Here is a 16,802-nt window from a genome sequence, read left to right on the forward strand (position 1 = left end):
CATTATGAAAAATGTTAAGAAATCAATAATTGAATTAGATTATAAAACTAAAAAGTATATAAAAGAAACAATATTCTCTTTTTCTAGAAACGGAAAAGACATTAGGACTCTTAAAAATATTCATTTAAACAAACGCTGTTTTATTATTGGTAATGGCCCAAGTCTAACTGTTGAAGATCTCGATAAATTAAAAAATGAAATTACATTTGCCTTCAACCGAATTTACTATATTTTTGATAAAACAGATTGGCGACCTACTTATTACTGTTCTGAAGATGATAAAACGATTTTTAAAAGTAAAGAAGAAATTAATAATTTAAAAATAGAAAACAAATTTTTTCCTGTTAACTTTCCATGGGACTATAAGATTCATTTTAAAAATGCAAAGTATTATATATTTAAATTCGGTGATAGGAATGTGGAACCGAAGTTTTCAGAAAACATTGTTAAAGGGATATACTGGGGGAATACTGTAGCGTACACTGCCATTCAAATGGCGGTATATATGGGGATTAAGGAGATTTATCTGTTAGGTGTTGACCATAATTTCAGTAAAATGGTAAACGACAAAGGTGAAATTGTTATTGATAAGACAGCAAAAGATTATTTTACTAAAGAATATAATAATGATAAAGAAGACTTATATATTCCCAATATTGAAGTATCAACAAGAGCATTTACAGCTGCAAAAAAATATGCAGATAAGCACAATATAAAAATATTCAATGCAACTCGTGGTGGAAAATTAGAAGTTTTTGAGAGAGTAGATTTTGATAAAATTATTATTTAGAAAGTGTGGTAATAAGATATGAGAATAGTGGGAGTAATACCTGCAAGAGGCGGTTCTGCAAGATTTTATAATAAACCTTTAGCAAATATTTCCGGAAAACCTATGGTTTGGTGGGTTTACACACATTCTAAAGAAGTTGAATGCTTTGAAGAGGTATACATTGCAACAGACAGCGAAGAAATTAAAGCCGTTTGCGAAGAGTTTGGTGCAAAAGTTATCATGACCTCTAAGGAGCATGATACGGCAACGGAAAGGCTTTATGAAGTATCGCAAAAAATTGATGCTGATCTTTATGTAATGGTCAACGGTGACGAACCTGTGATAGAAGCCGAGGACATAGTAAAGTGTATTCCAGCTAATTTGAACGAGGAAGAATTTTATGTGTCAAATCTTATGACAGATTTTACTGATCCAGTTGAAGTGGTTGATACTACTAACCTAAAAATAGTAACGAATAAAGATGGGATTTGTCTGTTTATTTCTCGCAGTCCTATACCTTTCCCTAAAGGTGGTATGAACTATACATACCAGAAATTTGTGGGAGTAGGGGCATTTACAAAAAAGGCTCTTCAATATTACCATGATACGCCACGAGGCCCTATTGAAAAAATTGAAGAAAACGATTCTTTTAGATTTATTGAAAATAGGAAGGACATTTATTATATAAACGCACATTGTAAAACAATTTCAGTGGATACACCTAAAGATATCGAAAAGGTTGAAGAGTATATGTTAAAAAGTGAAAAAGCCCAGTTTATACACTTAAAATAATGAATATATAATTAGGAAGGATGAATTCATAATGAGAACATTGAAAGTTGGAAATATTACAGTAGATAATAATATATTCACGTTGATTGCAGGTCCTTGTGTTATAGAATCAGAAGCACAAGTGATGGAAGTGGCATCGAAAATGAAAGACATTACAGAACTACTTGGTATTCCTTTTATTTTTAAAACATCGTTCGATAAAGCGAACAGAACGTCCGTTTCATCGTTCAGAGGTCCTGGAATAAATGAAGGTCTCCGTATACTTAAGAAAGTTAAGGATGAGTTAGGTGTACCTGTAGTAACAGACATTCATGAACCGTATCAAGCAAGAATAGCAGCTGAAGTTGTGGATATGCTCCAAATACCTGCTTTTTTATGCAGACAGACTGATTTATTGATAGCATCAGCTGAAACTGGATTGCCAGTAAACATAAAAAAAGCTCAGTTTTTATCTGCTAAGGATATGAAAAATGTTATTACCAAGGTTGAAGAATCTGGAAATGAAAACATTTTGTTATGCGAAAGAGGTAACACATTTGGTTATAACAATTTAGTTGTAGATATGACGAACATTATAGAAATGAAAAAGTTTGGCTATCCAGTGGTTTTTGATGCAACACACAGCGTTCAAAAACCAGGGGGCAACCTTACAACTACTGGTGGAAATCGTGAATATGTGGAACATTTAGCTAAAGCAGCTATAGCTGTAGGAGCAGATGTTTTATTTATGGAAGTACATGAGGATCCTGATAATGCTAAGTCCGATGGTCCTAATATGGTTAAACTTGATGAAATCGAAGTGATGCTTAAAAAATTAATTAAAATCTACAAGGCGGTGAGGGATGTTGAATCAATTACATATTCTAACTGAACCGAAATATGTACATCAAATAGATATTCTCTCTGAGTCAAAATATGTTTTTGAAACTGAGGTAAATGCAATAAACCTAGTAAAAGATGCATTAGATGATAGGTTTGTAAGAATAGTAGAATTAATTTCTGAGTGTACAGGTAAAGTTATTGTTACAGGTATGGGTAAACCTGGTCATGTTTCCAGAAAAATTGCAGCAACCATGGCAAGTCTTGGGACATCATCATTTTTCCTTCATCCTGCAGAAGCTCTACATGGAGACTTAGGTATGATTTCAGCAAATGATATTGTAATAGCTATTAGCTATAGTGGGGAAAGTGAAGAGATTACAAGAATTCTACCTAATATAAAAATAATTGGTGCAACCTTAATTGGGATCTCTGGTAATCCCGATTCTTCTCTTGTGAAATACAGCAACCACTCTTTTGTATTTCCCAAATTTAAGGAAGCGTGTTCGATGAATTTGGCACCTACATCAAGTACGACGGTTGAAATGGTTTTGGGAGATGCGTTAGCTGTCTGTTTATCAAAGATCTATGGTTTTCATGAACATAATTATGCTTTGTACCATCCAGCCGGTTCCCTTGGTAAAAAACTGCTAATAAAAGTGAATGATATTATGCATACGGGGGATAGAAATGCCGTTGTAAAAGAGGGGACTAAGTTAAAAGACGCTATCATTGAAATGAGCACGAAAGCGATAGGAATTATCAATATTGTAAAAGAAAATAATGAATTAATAGGAGTCTTTACGGATGGGGATTTAAGAAGAACGTTTACAGGAGAAGTGAACGTTTATGATTTGTCGATAGATGATGTTATGGCAAAAACACCAATCTATATCGATACTGATACGCTCGCAGTAGATGCATTAAAAATGATGAAAGATCGCAATATATCTGCATTGCCAATTGTTAGGGATAAGAAACTGGTAGGAACAGTAAGAGTTAACGATATTCTTGGAGAGGGTATATTCGTATGATACAAGATAAGGATTTATCAAAAATAAAAATGCTAGTTATGGATGTAGACGGCACCCTAACAGATGGGAAGATTTATGTTGGTGAAAATGGTGAGGTATTTAAAGCATTTAATGTAAGAGATGGCTACCGTTTAATTAATATTGAAAAGTATAATATAGTACCTGTTATCATTACTGGCAGGAATTCAGAGATTTTAGCTAGACGTGCTGCAGAACTAAAGATTGAGGAAGTTCATCAAGGAGTTGACGATAAGCTTCAGGTTTTAGATGAGATTATTAATCGATATCAGTTAAGTTACGAAAATGTTGCTTATATAGGTGACGATGTAAACGATATTGATTGTATGAATGTATGCTATCTTAAAGCTTGCCCAGCAGATGCAATTGATGAAGTTATTGGTGTAGTAGATTATGTTTGCAAATCTAATGGTGGAAATGGTGCTGTTAGAGAACTTATTGATTTGATTGTAAGAAATAATTACAAAAACAATAATGAAGGAGAATTAGTACTAGGAGAACGGAGATGTTAACAATAAAAAAAAGAATAATTAAGATCTATAATACTCTATGTTTTATTGTCTTTAAGGTTGTTAATTATTTCTCAAAAATTAATACCCCTTTAACCAAAAATAACTTGAAAATACTAAGGTTAAAAAACAAATATAAAGGTAAGCGTTGTTTTATTATTGGAAATGGCCCAAGTTTGAAACCCGAGGATTTAGAAAGATTGAAGGGTGAATATACATTTGCTTCTAATAAAATCTATAAAATATTTAATAAAACTACTTGGAGACCAACATTTTATATGGTAGTTGATCCAATAGTGCTTGAGGAAAATGTAGAAGAGATAAATTTAGTTGAAGCAAAGACAAAATTCACTTTAAAAGTTTATAAACATCTATTTAATGCAGATATATATTTTAATAATAACCTTTATAAAAACAAACGCGGTAATTTTTCAACAAATATTATGGAATCTTTATACTCTTCTGGAAGTGTCTCCTATCATCTACTCCAAATAGCTTATTATATGGGATTTTCAGAAGTGTATTTGTTAGGGCATGATTACAATTTTAAAGGAGCTATATCGAAAACAAAAGATTTATCATTCCTAAATAAAGAGGGAAATTCACAACATTATTTTAGTGAAGACTACATTAGAGCAGATGAAAAGAAACCTGGTCAGGCTCCTGAAGAAATTTACAATGGAATGGAAAAAGCAAAATTTGTGTATGAAGGTTCAGACAGAACTATATATAACGCAACTCGGGTTTCTTTCCTAGATGTATTTGAAACGAGGAATTTTGATGAAATGTTAGGTGAAAAATAATGAAGATGATAAAAAAAATAACTAGTATAGTACTGTCTTTTTTTATTTGGACTTATAGAAGAAAAATAAGATCGTTTTATATAAATAAGAGGTTAAGATTTTTATCTAAGGAAGTAAAAAAATTTAAAGAAATTCACAGTGGGGAAAGTTGCTTTATTATAGGAAACGGCCCAAGTTTAACTGCAGAAGATTTAAATAAAATAAAAAATCAGGTTTCTTTTTCATCAAATAGAATTAATTTATTTTTAGATGAGGCTGAATGGAGACCCTATTACTATACTTTTATTGATGGACGTATGGCAATCAACTTTTTTGATGAAATTTACAACATGAAGAAACAACAGATGTTTGTAGTTGTTACAGATGCGGGTTATACTTCCTTAAAAAAACAGTTTGTTAAAGATTGTATTTTTTTAAGATCCTATCACGAACATGAAAAAAATGGCCTGCCAAAATTTAGCGAAGATTTGTCAAAAAAAATGCATACACATGGAACAGTAACATATGCAAATATTCAACTTGCAATCTATATGGGATTTAAAAATATCTATTTAATAGGTGTTGATAATAACTATGCAATAAATAGACAGAAAGATGGCACTATTGAAATTAATAAAGAGCTGATAGGTAAGGATTATTTTAATGAGAGCTACTACAACTCTAATGAAAATGCTAAACAACTACCAAACAATGTTTACGCTATGACACAAGCATATTTATCTGCAAAGCAATATTGTGATCAGAAAGGTATAAAAATTTATAACTCGACTAGGGGTGGAAAACTGGAAGTTTTTCCAAGAGTTAACCTCGATGATTTATTTGACAACAACGGACAATTTATTGGCGTTTCAGCGAGGGGAGAGTAGAACCTCATTATGTATTTTTAACATATCATTAGATTGCAATATTTTTATTTGAAAAATAGTATATTTATACCGGCTGATTATATAGTAAAACACTCATCCTATCAAAAAAGCTTAATCAAAAAAATATCTATTTATCAATTGTTTAATAATCGTAGCAGAAATTAAGATATTAAAAAATAGGAGGGAAACTATGAATAAAGTGAAATTATTAGACTGTACCCTTCGTGATGGCGGATATTATAATTCTTGGGATTTTGATAGATCATTAATCCAAGATTATTTGAAGGCAATGGCTGAAATATCTGTGGATTTTGTTGAATTGGGATTACGAGGATTTAATAAAGATGGATTTAAAGGGGCTTGCGCGTATACTACAGATAATTATATTAATAGTCTAAATATACCTAGAGGCTTAAAAATTGGCGTAATGGTTAATGCAAGTGATTTGGTTAAATATCCAGATGGTATTGAAATGGCTTTATCTAAACTATTTGCACCAGCATCTGAATCACCTGTTAGTTTAGTTCGTATAGCATGCCATGTACATGAATTTGAACAAGCAATACCTGCTTCAACTTGGTTGAAGAATCAAGGTTATATTGTTGGATTTAATCTTATGCAGATTGCAGATCGAAGTGAAGAAGAAATTAAAAATTTAGCATATACTGCTAGTCTCTATCCACTAGATGTACTCTATTTTGCTGATAGTTTAGGTAGTTTATGTCCCGAAGACACAGCTCAAATCATTCAAATTATCCGTCAAGTTTGGCCCGGACCATTGGGTATTCACACTCATGATAACATGGGTTATGCGTTATCTAACTCTATCCGTGCTGTAGAAGAAGGTGTGACGTGGATTGATGGTACTGTTACAGGAATGGGAAGAGGTCCTGGAAACGCTAAAACTGAATATTTAGCAATCGAATTAGAAGAGTATCGAAAGGTGTCTAGTAATATAACCCCATTAATGAAATTAATAGAAGGATACTTTAAACCATTGCAACATCAATGTGGGTGGGGGACAAATACGTTTTACTATCTTGCAGGTAAATTTGGTATACACCCAACTTATATTCAAGAAATGCTTAGTGACTCTAGGTATATTGAAGAAGATATATTAGCTGTTATTGAATATTTAAAATCTGAAGGTGGAAAAAAATTTAATATTAATACATTAGAAGCTGCACGTAACTTTTATTCTGCTGATCCAATTGGTACTTGGAGGCCGGCAGATGTAATTTCTGGAAGGGAAGTTTTAATTATTGGTACTGGACCAAGTATTATTATGCATAGGAAGGCATTGGAAGATTATATCCAAAACAAACGTCCTTATGTAATTGCATTAAATACTCAATCACACATTTCATCAGATTTAATTGATATTAGAGCCGCGTGTCATCCTGTTCGGTTACTTGCAGACAGTTCTTTACATAAAACTCTACCACAACCATTAGTTATTCCAGTTTCTATGTTGTCTGATAATATTAAAATGGCTTTTGATGGAAAGAGCTTGTTAGACTTTGGTATTTCAATACAAGAAAATACGTTTATGTTTGAATCAAATTTCTGTGTTCTGCCTAATTCATTAGTTTTTGCGTATGCTTTAGCTATTGCAACTAGTGGGAATACATCACGTATTTTTTTAGCGGGATTCGATGGGTATGGGGCAGATGATCCTAGGACAAGTGAAGTAAATAAATTATTGAATATTTTTACGAAAGTACCAACAACACCACCAGTTATATCTATTACACCTACCCAGTATAAAATTTCTACTAGTTCAGTTTACGCATTTTAGGAGGGGTATTATGAATTATTGTGTGATAATTCCAGCTCGTTATCAATCTTCAAGATTGCCAGGAAAACCACTCATAGATTTATATGGTCTCCCTATGGTTGTAAGAACTTATAAGCAATGTATAAAAGTATGTCCTTCCGAAAAGGTCTATGTTGCAACGGATGATGAACGTATTAGGGATGTTTGTCAATCAAATAATATTCAAGTAATTATGACTTCAAGTGAATGTCTAACTGGAACAGATAGAATTGCAGAGTGTGTTAAGTATATTGATGCAGATGTGTTTATTAATGTTCAAGGTGATGAACCAATATTTAACCCGACCGACTTAGAATTATTAATATCTTATGTAGAAAAGTATCCCGGTGAAGTATTGAATGGTTACTGTGAAATAAATGACGAGAATCTTTTCAGAAGTGGCTCAATACCAAAAGTAGTGTTTCGTCCAGATGGACGATTACTTTATATGTCTCGAGCACCAATCCCTTCTAATAAAGAACAAAGTTTTGAAAAGGCATGGCGTCAAGTATGTGCCTATGCATTTCCACGAGAAGCATTAAATGATTTTTCTGCCGTAACCGAGAAAACAAGACTCGAGAGTATTGAAGACATTGAAATACTCCGATTTTTAGAATTAGGTTGGGAAGTTCGAATGCTAAAACTTTCTAACGATTCTATTGCTGTTGACACTCCAGATGATATTCAACGTGTGGAAGCAGCTATACTTGAACGTGATCTTTTAATTGTATGAATGTTTTAAACAGAATTAGTGGCTAGATCCCTATTATTATACTAAAAATTAATAAAAGGAGTTAAAAATGAAAACAGCTTTTTTAAGCCAATATGATATTATCATTTTTGATTGTGATGGAGTACTTATAGATGTAAATCTGCTAAAATGTGAAGCCTTTGGCAAAGCTGTTGAAGGCTACCCTTCTGAAATAGTTGAAAACTTTGTTAATCATTGTAAAAAGACATTTGGAATCTCAAGATATGTAAAATTTAAAGAGTTTTTAAGTGACTTTGCCAAAGAGCCATTCCGAGAAGATAAGTATAATGTATTTTTAAATAATTATGCAAATATTTGTAAAGAACTATATGGATTTGCAGATATTACACCTGGTAGTAAAGCATTGCTGGTGGAGTTATCCCAATTAAATAAAAAATTATTTATAGCTTCTGGAAGTGATGAAAAAGAACTTAATGAGGTTTTTATAGATAGGAATCTAAGTAAATATTTTAATGGTATATATGGCTCTCCAAAGACAAAATCAGAGTGTATATCTATTATTTTGAATAATCATCCTAACAAAAAGGCTGTTTTTATAGGCGATGCAATATCAGATATGAAAACTGCTGAAGAACATGATATAGATTTTATTTATATGTCAAAATACACCGTTCAGTCTGAAGAACAGGATCTAAAATGTAGAAGTGAAGCTAAAATGATAATAAGTATACTTGAAGAACTATGTTATAGTAATCGTATTTAGGATAATTCTACTATATTTTCTTTAAATAATAGAATTTAAAAGATAAAAGTAGAGAGTAATCATGACGAAAATTTATATAAAAATTAAGAATAAAGTCTTTTATTTCAAGTAACTCTGTAATTGAAAGTACATTACATGAAGGGTCAATTAAATACTTTCCTCCGGAGTATTTAGAATTTTTTAAAGTAATAATATTGAATACCTATGTTCAATCTCAATCACTGTTTATGGTCCTCTATCAAAGATGAAAATATGTGGTGGTATTTAATTAACGGTGTCTTGGTTTAAATGTTCTATTCAAGAATAGTCAATAAACGATGCAATTGTTGAATATTAGATTCGATAAAATGTCATTAAATTAGATTTTTATTATAAATTTTAAGATTAACTTGGAAAACCTTATTATTAATAGTTAAAAGTAATTATTGTTAAATATTAATACTTTTAATCATCATGAACTAAATAGAAGGAGGAAGGCGGATAGATGAGGAAGTTTTACTCGAATTTCTCTAAGGCAAACAAATTGTTAGAGGGAAATGTTTCAATTTATTTAGACTTAATTCGAGGGATATCAGCTATATTAGTATTAATGGAACATTTGAGTTCCAGATTGTTTGTAGGGTACGGCAATTTAGAAAATGATAACTTACTTGTTAAATTACTCTACCTTCTCAATCTATTAGGAGGTCCTGCAGTAATAATATTTTTTGTACTTAGTGGCTTATTCATCTCAAGGTCCGTTTTAAAGGCACTATATGAAAATAAGTGGTCATGGAAATCCTATTTGATAAACCGTTTTGCTAGACTGTCTGTTGTGTTAATTCCAGCCTTAATACTTACATTTATTTTAGATAGTATCGCTGCTAATTTCTTTGGATACAACAGTTATGATAATGCTTTTAGTAATTTAAAAGATTTTGTTGGGAATTTATTTTTCCTTCAAAATATATTTGTAGGCTTTTATGGTTCAAATGCCCCTTTATGGAGCTTAAGTTATGAGTTTTGGTACTATATGCTATTTCCTTTAATGTTACATTTCTTTTTTTATAAACAAGGGAAAATTATTAAGGTTATTTATCTTTTAGCAATATTCGCAATAGTTTCATCAATTGGAACTAGTATGAACTCTTATTTTGTAATATGGTTAATAGGACCTTGCATCCTATTATTACCAAGAATTAATTTTTTGACAAAAAGGTTTATTCCAACACTAGCCCTTATATTAGTATTTATAGCAATGCCTCTTCACCCTCTTACGCTGACCGGGAGGTTATTTACAGATAAAGAGGCAAAGGATTTAATGGATTTATTTGGAGTAAGCCTTTTTATTGGACTTGCTTTTGGTTTTCTAATTTATAGTTTGCTACATAGTTTGTCAAATAAAATCAGGTATGTCAATCTTAAGTGGCTAGGGTGGTTTTCGAAGTTAATTGCGAGTTTTTCATTTAGCCTTTATTTAATTCACTATCCAATAATAAATACAGTATACTATTGGTTTTCCAAAAATGGTTTTTCCGGCTTACAGCCTAACTTTATATCAGTATTTTTTTACATTATTATTATAGTACTTATTTGTTTTATTGCGTTTTTATTTTCAAGAATTACGGAATCTCAAACACATATTATTCGAAGATTTCTTGCAACAAAAACTAGTGCACTTATAATAAGTCGCCGTGATAAATTACTAAGCAAGCAAAATAAAGCAATATAAAACATATACAGCACTGGGGGATTATCTTCATTTAATCTCTCCTTAAAAATAATATCTTAGTAGAGGATAGAGGAATAGTTATTAAATTGTTACTAACCGCTTAATATTAAAAAAGGCTTTTCGAGTATGCCGGTACCTCTGTCAAGGACACAATAAAAAAAGAGATTAAGCAGATAGGATGATTCCTATATTAAATAGGGGTCATCTTTTTTAAATCTCATTGATAACGATAATGGTTATAGTAAACCATGTAATGATTAATTTTAGCCTTCAGTTCCTTTAATGATTTATTGATCGATAAACCACGTCCTCTTTTAAATGACCCAAAAAAGACTCTTACGGGGCGTTGTCCCAACAGTCTCCTCTTCTAGGCATATATTCAATCCATGTTTCTATAATAATTTTTGAAAGATAGGGCTAGTATAATGGCTGCCTTGAATGGATAAATGCATCTTGGTGAGGGGAATCTTCTTGTTATTAACTAACTTTTGGATGGGGCTTAGTGGCGATGTCTAACGTAATCCGATCAGATACATGATACGCGAGTAGCTCGTTTGTGCAGGCATCTTTTAAGGTCGACAGATAAGCCATACTATTTTCGTTGCTTGGAAAATACGTGATATCTGTTAGTAATACTTTTCCTGGAACGCCTTGCTTGAATTCTCTGTTTAACTATTTGAAACGACGGTATGTTCCTTTGTTGCTCTAGCGATTCTCTTATAGGGATTGGACCTTCTAAGAGGAAAGATGATATCGAATTTCCTCATAATCCTTTGAATCTTTTACGACTAAATATTACGTTATAGTCATTCTCCACTATCATTTTTATAGAACTCGACCCTTTTTTATTTCCGCGAGGATAAATGCCTTTAAAATTATTTCTTTAGCTTTTAGATCTAACTGTTCTCTTGCTTCTAGGTTACTAGATGCCTTAAGACAGCTGTAATATCCTGAAACGTGATACCTCTAAAAGGTCACAGAAATACTTGGTCATTCGCTTAAATTGATACTGTTCAATGGTCTCAAAAATTACTCTACTCGGTTCTAGACTTTTTCTCTTGCGTTTAACAGCCTCCTTTCTGTCATTTCGAACTTTTTTAATAGATCAATTTGTCCCTCCAGTAGTTTAATTCTTACTTCCTGTCGTTCAATTACTTCAGCAGGTGTAAACTCGCGTTTTAATGGTCTACCCGTATTTGTTTTTCTCGTATCGGTCAAGCCAATTAACCCATTCTTTTTTGTATGCTTTCATCCATTTATGAGCAGATTGTTCAATTCTCTTCAGTCCAATAACCTCGATATCAAAGCCATTCTCACTAAAAATTTGACGTGGGAGTTTGCCTGCCAAATACTCATCCATAAATTTATTTTTAAAGGAATGGAACGTTCACTAATACGTTGCACATTTGGATTTTTTGAAGTGTCTTTAGCTCTTTAGTTGTAAAATATAATCCTACTCATGTTGTCTCCTAATTCCCCTTATGTTTAAATTCTAGTATATAAAAAATAGATGTAGGTAAAACACTCTTTTTCAAGTGTCCTAACCACAGGTACCATATTAGAGAGTACTCTTTTTTTATACTCTTTTAAGACGCTATTACTTTTGATTGTACTGGTGTAATTATAGATTGAAAATTGTCTTAAATTTAAGACTATGTTACTGCAATAGAAGGTTACTCTTTTGAAACCGTTATTAATTTTCCTTATTTTAGCTATTCTTAATCTTTTCTTTATGGTATTTCCCAATGAATGTAATGAGAGAGATAGCCACAAGTATTGTTAATGTAGTCTAGGTTCTGATTGATCCAAGGCCATATAAATCAAATTATATCGAATATTTATTCCTTATAATAATCATAGGACTACCGATTTAATATTAAATCTTTAATGGCAGCTTTCCATGTGTGGAAGTTGCATTTAATTACTCACACAGTATTGATTACTATCATATATATAATGGAGTTACAAAAGGTTGAAGATTCAGCTACTTAAAGCATAGTACTGGGCTTACTTCTTCAATGGTAAGAACCAAAAGTGATATTTTCGAGCGATGCTGATATTTCATTTATCACCAAATGCTGGGGGGCAAGACAGACTAGCCCAAATTGGAGGACGAGCTTCAGTAACAAGTGCAAGCGGTGGCGGGACTTGCAACTTTAACCAATTATTTAAGGCAATAAATCAATACATTAAAAGTTAATGGAGGTGAATTTTAGTGGATGGTGGTTTATTTACAGGTACCCCGGATACATTAGTGGATGGTGGAACATTTAAAATAGAATTAATAGATGGTGGATTATTTGCAGAAGTGTCTATAAATAAAAGCATTGAAACCCTTGAAGTAGGTGAAAACTTCTCCGCTATGGATACAAGATACCCTTATGATGTGATGTATAGCAATATAGTTGAATGGGAAACATCGAACCCTGAAGTATGCACGATACATTATGGAGTTTTAGAAGGTGTGTCTCAGGGAACTTCAATTATTACAGCTTTTGATCGTACAAGAACATATTCTAAGAGTTTTACAGTTGAGGTTAAAGAGCCATTAATACAAACTCTAACACCAACGGATATATGTCACGTAACAGCTTCAAGTTATAGTATTTATTTAGATAATACCCATTCAACTGAAACCACAAATGGGATTATTAAAGCTTTAAATTTTGCTATGTCAAAGGGATATAAAAAGATTGTATTCCCATATGGAACATATCTTGTAACGCCAATGGCAGGAACAGTTATTTTCCCTAGCAATATGATAATTGACTTTAACAATTCAAATATAAACATCGAAATTAGTGCAAAAACATCGACAGGATATGTCATGTTTAAAATGGATAACGTCCAATATACAAAGCTAATTAATGCACATGTATATGGGGAAAGGGACTTTGCAACTATTGCAGGTTCGCATGAAGATTGTATTTCTTTACTCATTGGGGATGCCTATAAATCAGGCTTTGAATCATGCACTTTTAGTATGTCACCTGGTTTTAACGTCAAAACATTAACTAAACGTATGAAAGATGGTACAGGTGATGCTTGGTTTACCTATTCCAATTTTGAACCAGGTAATATTGATCCTTCAGGAGTTAATGATGATAAAATTGTTACTTATCATTTCCGCACACCTAATTTTATTGATATATCACGTTTAGGAAGTTATTTTATGGTGGGCTATAATCAAGGCTATTGGGATTATCGTTTCTTGCGGTCACGATTATATAGCATTTACTTCTATGATGTTAACCACCAATTTATTGAAGTCCAGCATCACAACTGGCAATATTACTGTTACGATAAACCTCAAAATGCGTATTATGCAAAGATTGTTGTTTATCAGGATGAACCCCTTACCTCGGGCGATACAGATTTTAATGGTGCAGTTGCTTTTATCAGAACATTAGGAATCCCGAGAAAATGTTTTATTAATAACTCTATCCTTTCAGACAGTTGGACATCAGGATTAGCTATGACTGGTGGACAAGATTGGACGATATCAGGAAATACATTCTCTGGTAATGGAGGCAGATCACCTGGATGTGATATTGTCTGGGAAGATGGCTGGGATGCTATGGTGGGCGATATTGTTAAAAATAATATATTTAACTCCACATTGGGTATTGTAACGGCAGCAGGAGCAAACCATTCTATTTTTGATAATACATTTAATAAATCATATATATATATGGGAAAGAACACAAAATTGGCGAATATTTCGTAATTTATTTAACGGCAAGGGTGGTTCAGTAGGGCAATTTAATATCCACCTTGGAACTCAAGGTGATTCATACTTCGCGGAAAATACACTAAAGGAAATCCGATATACGACAGCTAAGAACCATACAGACGCCGCTTATGCTATTCATTTTATCAAAAATAATTTAATATAAAAGCGTAAGAGGGTTGAGAAAATGACTCAAACACATAAAATTCAAATCCGTAGAGGATTAAAAGCAGATTTACCTGTTCTTAGTGAGGGTGAGTTTGGTTTTTGTTTGGATACGAACGAACTATTTATTGGTGCAAGCGAAGGAAATGTTTTAGTAAACAACTTTTCCTGGTCGAGTATTTTAGATAAGCCTAGTTTTTCAACGGTAGCAACTACTGGAAGTTATAACGATCTATTAAATAAGCCTTTTATTCCTTCTACCTACACTTTACCTAAAGCTAGTTCGACTACACTTGGCGGGGTAAAGGTTGGTAACGGTATTACTCTAGGAAGTGATGGTACTATTTCCGTTTCAGGTGGTTCAAGCGGAACGGCATTCGAGGTTTATAAAACTGAGCCAATAGGTGAATTATTTAATCCCCCAGCTAACTATAATGCAAGGTGTCCTAGTAATCTACAATTTGATAAGACAAGAGGGGTTTATGCTGTTCTAATTAACGGGGCTAATGCTCACGTATTTACTGCCTTAAACCAATATTTTTGTATAATAAATCCTGATACACTTGTTTCAACAACACCAAAGCTAATTTCAGTGGTTGATACAGCCGGGAATCCGGTTACGTTTGATGTATCTTCCTCAAATAACTTTATGATATTCGAAGATGGAACCTATATGTACATCCTGCGAAAAAATGGTAATTACCACAGAATTACCTCGGTTGATAGTGGGGTGACTTGGGTAGACCTTGGGCAAATAGTGGTGAGTCCCAGCAATAGTTTAACTACCTCTAGCAATATTTGGGGGATTACGAAGTTGTCTAATGGTAGATTAATTTGCGGCTTCGGTGCACAGCCTGAAGTACGTGGGAAAATTATGTATTCAGATGATAAAGGGGTTAACTGGACAGTTGTACCAGTTGGCACAAGTTATCCTAGCGGTACGACTAGTGCTGAGCCATGTATTATTGAAGTATCACCTAACAAACTAATAAGTCTTGCAAGAAGAACAACAGGCGGGGCACCCGCAGATAGTGCGCCTGAACCTGCTCTAATTTCGTTTTCTACAGATAATGGGGCAACATGGACAAATTACAGGAATTCTACATCTATTCTTAATATGAACGCCTCGGGGGCAACTGCATTTGTTCATGGTGGTATTGTTGAAGTGTTTGCAGCTTCAAGATATTACTCAACCACCGCTAATTCCAACACAGGGGAAACAGGTAGTATAGCTCACTATATTGCAACCTTAGAGAATGCGTTTAATGATAACTTTACGTTGAAAGAAACAACTGTTTATGCAAATGCTGCAAATAGCGTAAACTTTCACTCTCCTTGTGTATCAATAGATGATCAAAAGAGATTATTGTTGATGTATATGGACGAGTCTGAATATCCGAATACCGAAGTTAATTATTGGTTCGTAAGAGGCGGTCTAGGCCATGTTTCTTACAAAAACCGTGATGGTGCAAAGTCTCCGATCTTTAGTTATAGTGGAAAATATATTGATTTATTAATCTCAAATTTAAGGACGGATTTAGCTAGTCTTCAATATGCGGTGTCGCAAATAAGCACAGGCGGAGGTGGTGTAGTTAACCCGCCAACAGGTACACTTATTTGGACAAAACAATATAATGCCCATAATGAACAAACACTATTAATTAATGATCCAGATTTTACTGGTAAAACTAGTTGGGCAAGTACAACCTCTGTTTATAACCAATTAGGAACAGATGAAAATGGTATTAATTATAATTGGAACGGTAGCCATTGGGGGATGGCTATAAAAACAACAAAACCTAATTTTGCAATTGCTTATAAAGGAACGATCGGTAATAATTCTGTTGGCTTACCTGTTGTTGGTGCTGTTATTAATGGAGTTGGTTACGGTATATACAAAATAGGATCTTCGTACGGATTACCTCGTGCTACACTTTATGATTTCAGATTTGAATATTGGGATGGCACACTGAAAGCATTTGTTAATGACAACGAAGTAGAAGTTAAAACATTTCCTTTTGATCCAACAAACGTAGCTAACTACACATACCTCACTAATGTGATTGGTAATGTAGAGACCGCGAAAATTTATGCCATTCATGGAGGCTATAATGGCAGTAATATCTACGAAGTTAAGTTTGGAGAGTGGGATAGCTAATGAATATAGAACAAAATAGTGACAATCTTAGAGGGCTGAATTCAGTCCTCTTTTTTTGAGGTTGAATTAGGAAGTAATATACAAAATTAGAGCAGCAACTTTTGCGAAATAATAACAAGTCATTAAAAATATAGTGT

15 protein-coding genes are annotated in these 16,802 nt (G+C 33.0%); 13 read left to right on the forward strand and 2 right to left on the reverse strand.

The features are described 5' to 3' along the window. Positions 1 to 4: 4 nt before the first annotated feature. The 11 genes from ACQ5H4_RS12205 (at position 5) to ACQ5H4_RS12255 (ending at position 10,612) form a co-directional block, all read left to right on the forward strand. Positions 5 to 790 carry a 6-hydroxymethylpterin diphosphokinase MptE-like protein gene (locus ACQ5H4_RS12205; protein ID WP_430775178.1) on the forward strand — a complete coding sequence of 262 codons (786 nt, stop codon included), beginning with the start codon at positions 5 to 7 and terminating at the stop codon, positions 788 to 790. A gap of 18 nt (positions 791 to 808) precedes the next feature. Then, entirely contained in the window at positions 809 to 1,561 is a 753-nt protein-coding gene (locus ACQ5H4_RS12210; RefSeq protein WP_430775179.1) for a 3-deoxy-manno-octulosonate cytidylyltransferase, read from the forward strand. 31 nt (positions 1,562 to 1,592) lie between these two features. Beyond that, positions 1,593 to 2,432 carry a 3-deoxy-8-phosphooctulonate synthase gene (gene kdsA / locus ACQ5H4_RS12215; RefSeq protein ID WP_430775180.1) on the forward strand — a complete coding sequence of 280 codons (840 nt, stop codon included), beginning with the start codon at positions 1,593 to 1,595 and terminating at the stop codon, positions 2,430 to 2,432. Continuing rightward, entirely contained in the window at positions 2,404 to 3,414 is a 1,011-nt protein-coding gene (locus ACQ5H4_RS12220) for a KpsF/GutQ family sugar-phosphate isomerase (protein WP_430775181.1), read from the forward strand. The genes kdsA and ACQ5H4_RS12220 overlap by 29 nt, the downstream gene beginning before the upstream one ends. Before the next feature lie 29 nt (positions 3,415 to 3,443). Next, positions 3,444 to 3,944, forward strand: a complete 501-nt coding sequence (locus ACQ5H4_RS12225) for a KdsC family phosphatase (protein WP_430775182.1) — start codon at positions 3,444 to 3,446, stop codon at positions 3,942 to 3,944. Beyond that, positions 3,938 to 4,744 carry a 6-hydroxymethylpterin diphosphokinase MptE-like protein gene (locus ACQ5H4_RS12230; protein ID WP_430775183.1) on the forward strand — a complete coding sequence of 269 codons (807 nt, stop codon included), beginning with the start codon at positions 3,938 to 3,940 and terminating at the stop codon, positions 4,742 to 4,744. The genes ACQ5H4_RS12225 and ACQ5H4_RS12230 overlap by 7 nt, the downstream gene beginning before the upstream one ends. Continuing rightward, complete coding sequence (locus tag ACQ5H4_RS12235) at positions 4,744 to 5,610, forward strand: 6-hydroxymethylpterin diphosphokinase MptE-like protein (protein WP_430775184.1); 867 nt, start codon at positions 4,744 to 4,746, stop codon at positions 5,608 to 5,610. Before ACQ5H4_RS12230 ends, ACQ5H4_RS12235 begins: the two co-directional genes overlap by 1 nt. A gap of 190 nt (positions 5,611 to 5,800) precedes the next feature. Beyond that, entirely contained in the window at positions 5,801 to 7,408 is a 1,608-nt protein-coding gene (locus ACQ5H4_RS12240; RefSeq protein ID WP_430775185.1) for an aldolase catalytic domain-containing protein, read from the forward strand. A 10-nt stretch (positions 7,409 to 7,418) separates the two neighbouring features. Beyond that, the gene (locus ACQ5H4_RS12245; RefSeq protein ID WP_430775186.1) at positions 7,419 to 8,159 is read left to right on the forward strand and encodes a 3-deoxy-manno-octulosonate cytidylyltransferase; all 741 of its coding nucleotides are present in this window, start codon (positions 7,419 to 7,421) and stop codon (positions 8,157 to 8,159) included. A 67-nt stretch (positions 8,160 to 8,226) separates the two neighbouring features. Beyond that, complete coding sequence (locus ACQ5H4_RS12250; RefSeq protein WP_430775187.1) at positions 8,227 to 8,901, forward strand: HAD family hydrolase; 675 nt, start codon at positions 8,227 to 8,229, stop codon at positions 8,899 to 8,901. 484 nt (positions 8,902 to 9,385) lie between these two features. Continuing rightward, positions 9,386 to 10,612 carry an acyltransferase family protein gene (locus tag ACQ5H4_RS12255; RefSeq protein WP_430775188.1) on the forward strand — a complete coding sequence of 409 codons (1,227 nt, stop codon included), beginning with the start codon at positions 9,386 to 9,388 and terminating at the stop codon, positions 10,610 to 10,612. Between the two features lie 1,044 nt (positions 10,613 to 11,656). Here ACQ5H4_RS12255 and ACQ5H4_RS12260 read toward each other — a convergent pair. Both ACQ5H4_RS12260 and ACQ5H4_RS12265 read right to left on the reverse strand, forming a co-directional pair. Beyond that, a complete protein-coding gene (locus tag ACQ5H4_RS12260) occupies positions 11,657 to 11,830 on the reverse strand; it encodes a hypothetical protein (RefSeq protein ID WP_430775189.1) in 174 nt (57 codons plus the stop codon). After that, positions 11,799 to 11,960 (reverse strand): hypothetical protein, encoded by a 162-nt coding sequence (locus tag ACQ5H4_RS12265; protein WP_430775190.1) that lies wholly within the window; start codon positions 11,958 to 11,960, stop codon positions 11,799 to 11,801. The genes ACQ5H4_RS12260 and ACQ5H4_RS12265 overlap by 32 nt, the downstream gene beginning before the upstream one ends. An 867-nt stretch (positions 11,961 to 12,827) precedes the next feature. On the opposite strand from ACQ5H4_RS12265, the gene ACQ5H4_RS12270 reads away from it, so the two are divergent. Both ACQ5H4_RS12270 and ACQ5H4_RS12275 read left to right on the forward strand, forming a co-directional pair. After that, complete coding sequence (locus ACQ5H4_RS12270; protein ID WP_430775191.1) at positions 12,828 to 14,339, forward strand: NosD domain-containing protein; 1,512 nt, start codon at positions 12,828 to 12,830, stop codon at positions 14,337 to 14,339. 190 nt (positions 14,340 to 14,529) lie between these two features. After that, positions 14,530 to 16,665, forward strand: a complete 2,136-nt coding sequence (locus tag ACQ5H4_RS12275; RefSeq protein WP_430775192.1) for a hyaluronate lyase N-terminal domain-containing protein — start codon at positions 14,530 to 14,532, stop codon at positions 16,663 to 16,665. The last annotated feature ends 137 nt before the right edge of the window (positions 16,666 to 16,802 follow it).

Source organism: Bacillus coreaensis (genome assembly GCF_050586445.1).
Lineage (GTDB): Bacteria > Bacillota > Bacilli > Bacillales > Cytobacillaceae > Robertmurraya_A > Robertmurraya_A coreaensis.

Bases quoted from the DNA above. Each gene is read 5' to 3' on its own strand.
- ACQ5H4_RS12235 (WP_430775184.1), top strand. From the start codon at position 4,744: ATGAAGATGATAAAAAAAATAACTAGTATAGTACTGTCTTTTTTTATT.
- ACQ5H4_RS12230 (WP_430775183.1), top strand. From the start codon at position 3,938: ATGTTAACAATAAAAAAAAGAATAATTAAGATCTATAATACTCTATGT.
- ACQ5H4_RS12250 (WP_430775187.1), top strand. From the start codon at position 8,227: ATGAAAACAGCTTTTTTAAGCCAATATGATATTATCATTTTTGATTGT.
- ACQ5H4_RS12275 (WP_430775192.1), top strand. From the start codon at position 14,530: ATGACTCAAACACATAAAATTCAAATCCGTAGAGGATTAAAAGCAGAT.
- ACQ5H4_RS12220 (WP_430775181.1), top strand. From the start codon at position 2,404: ATGTTGAATCAATTACATATTCTAACTGAACCGAAATATGTACATCAA.
- ACQ5H4_RS12255 (WP_430775188.1), top strand. From the start codon at position 9,386: ATGAGGAAGTTTTACTCGAATTTCTCTAAGGCAAACAAATTGTTAGAG.
- ACQ5H4_RS12210 (WP_430775179.1), top strand. From the start codon at position 809: ATGAGAATAGTGGGAGTAATACCTGCAAGAGGCGGTTCTGCAAGATTT.
- ACQ5H4_RS12225 (WP_430775182.1), top strand. From the start codon at position 3,444: ATGCTAGTTATGGATGTAGACGGCACCCTAACAGATGGGAAGATTTAT.
- ACQ5H4_RS12245 (WP_430775186.1), top strand. From the start codon at position 7,419: ATGAATTATTGTGTGATAATTCCAGCTCGTTATCAATCTTCAAGATTG.
- ACQ5H4_RS12205 (WP_430775178.1), top strand. From the start codon at position 5: ATGAAAAATGTTAAGAAATCAATAATTGAATTAGATTATAAAACTAAA.
- kdsA (WP_430775180.1), top strand. From the start codon at position 1,593: ATGAGAACATTGAAAGTTGGAAATATTACAGTAGATAATAATATATTC.
- ACQ5H4_RS12240 (WP_430775185.1), top strand. From the start codon at position 5,801: ATGAATAAAGTGAAATTATTAGACTGTACCCTTCGTGATGGCGGATAT.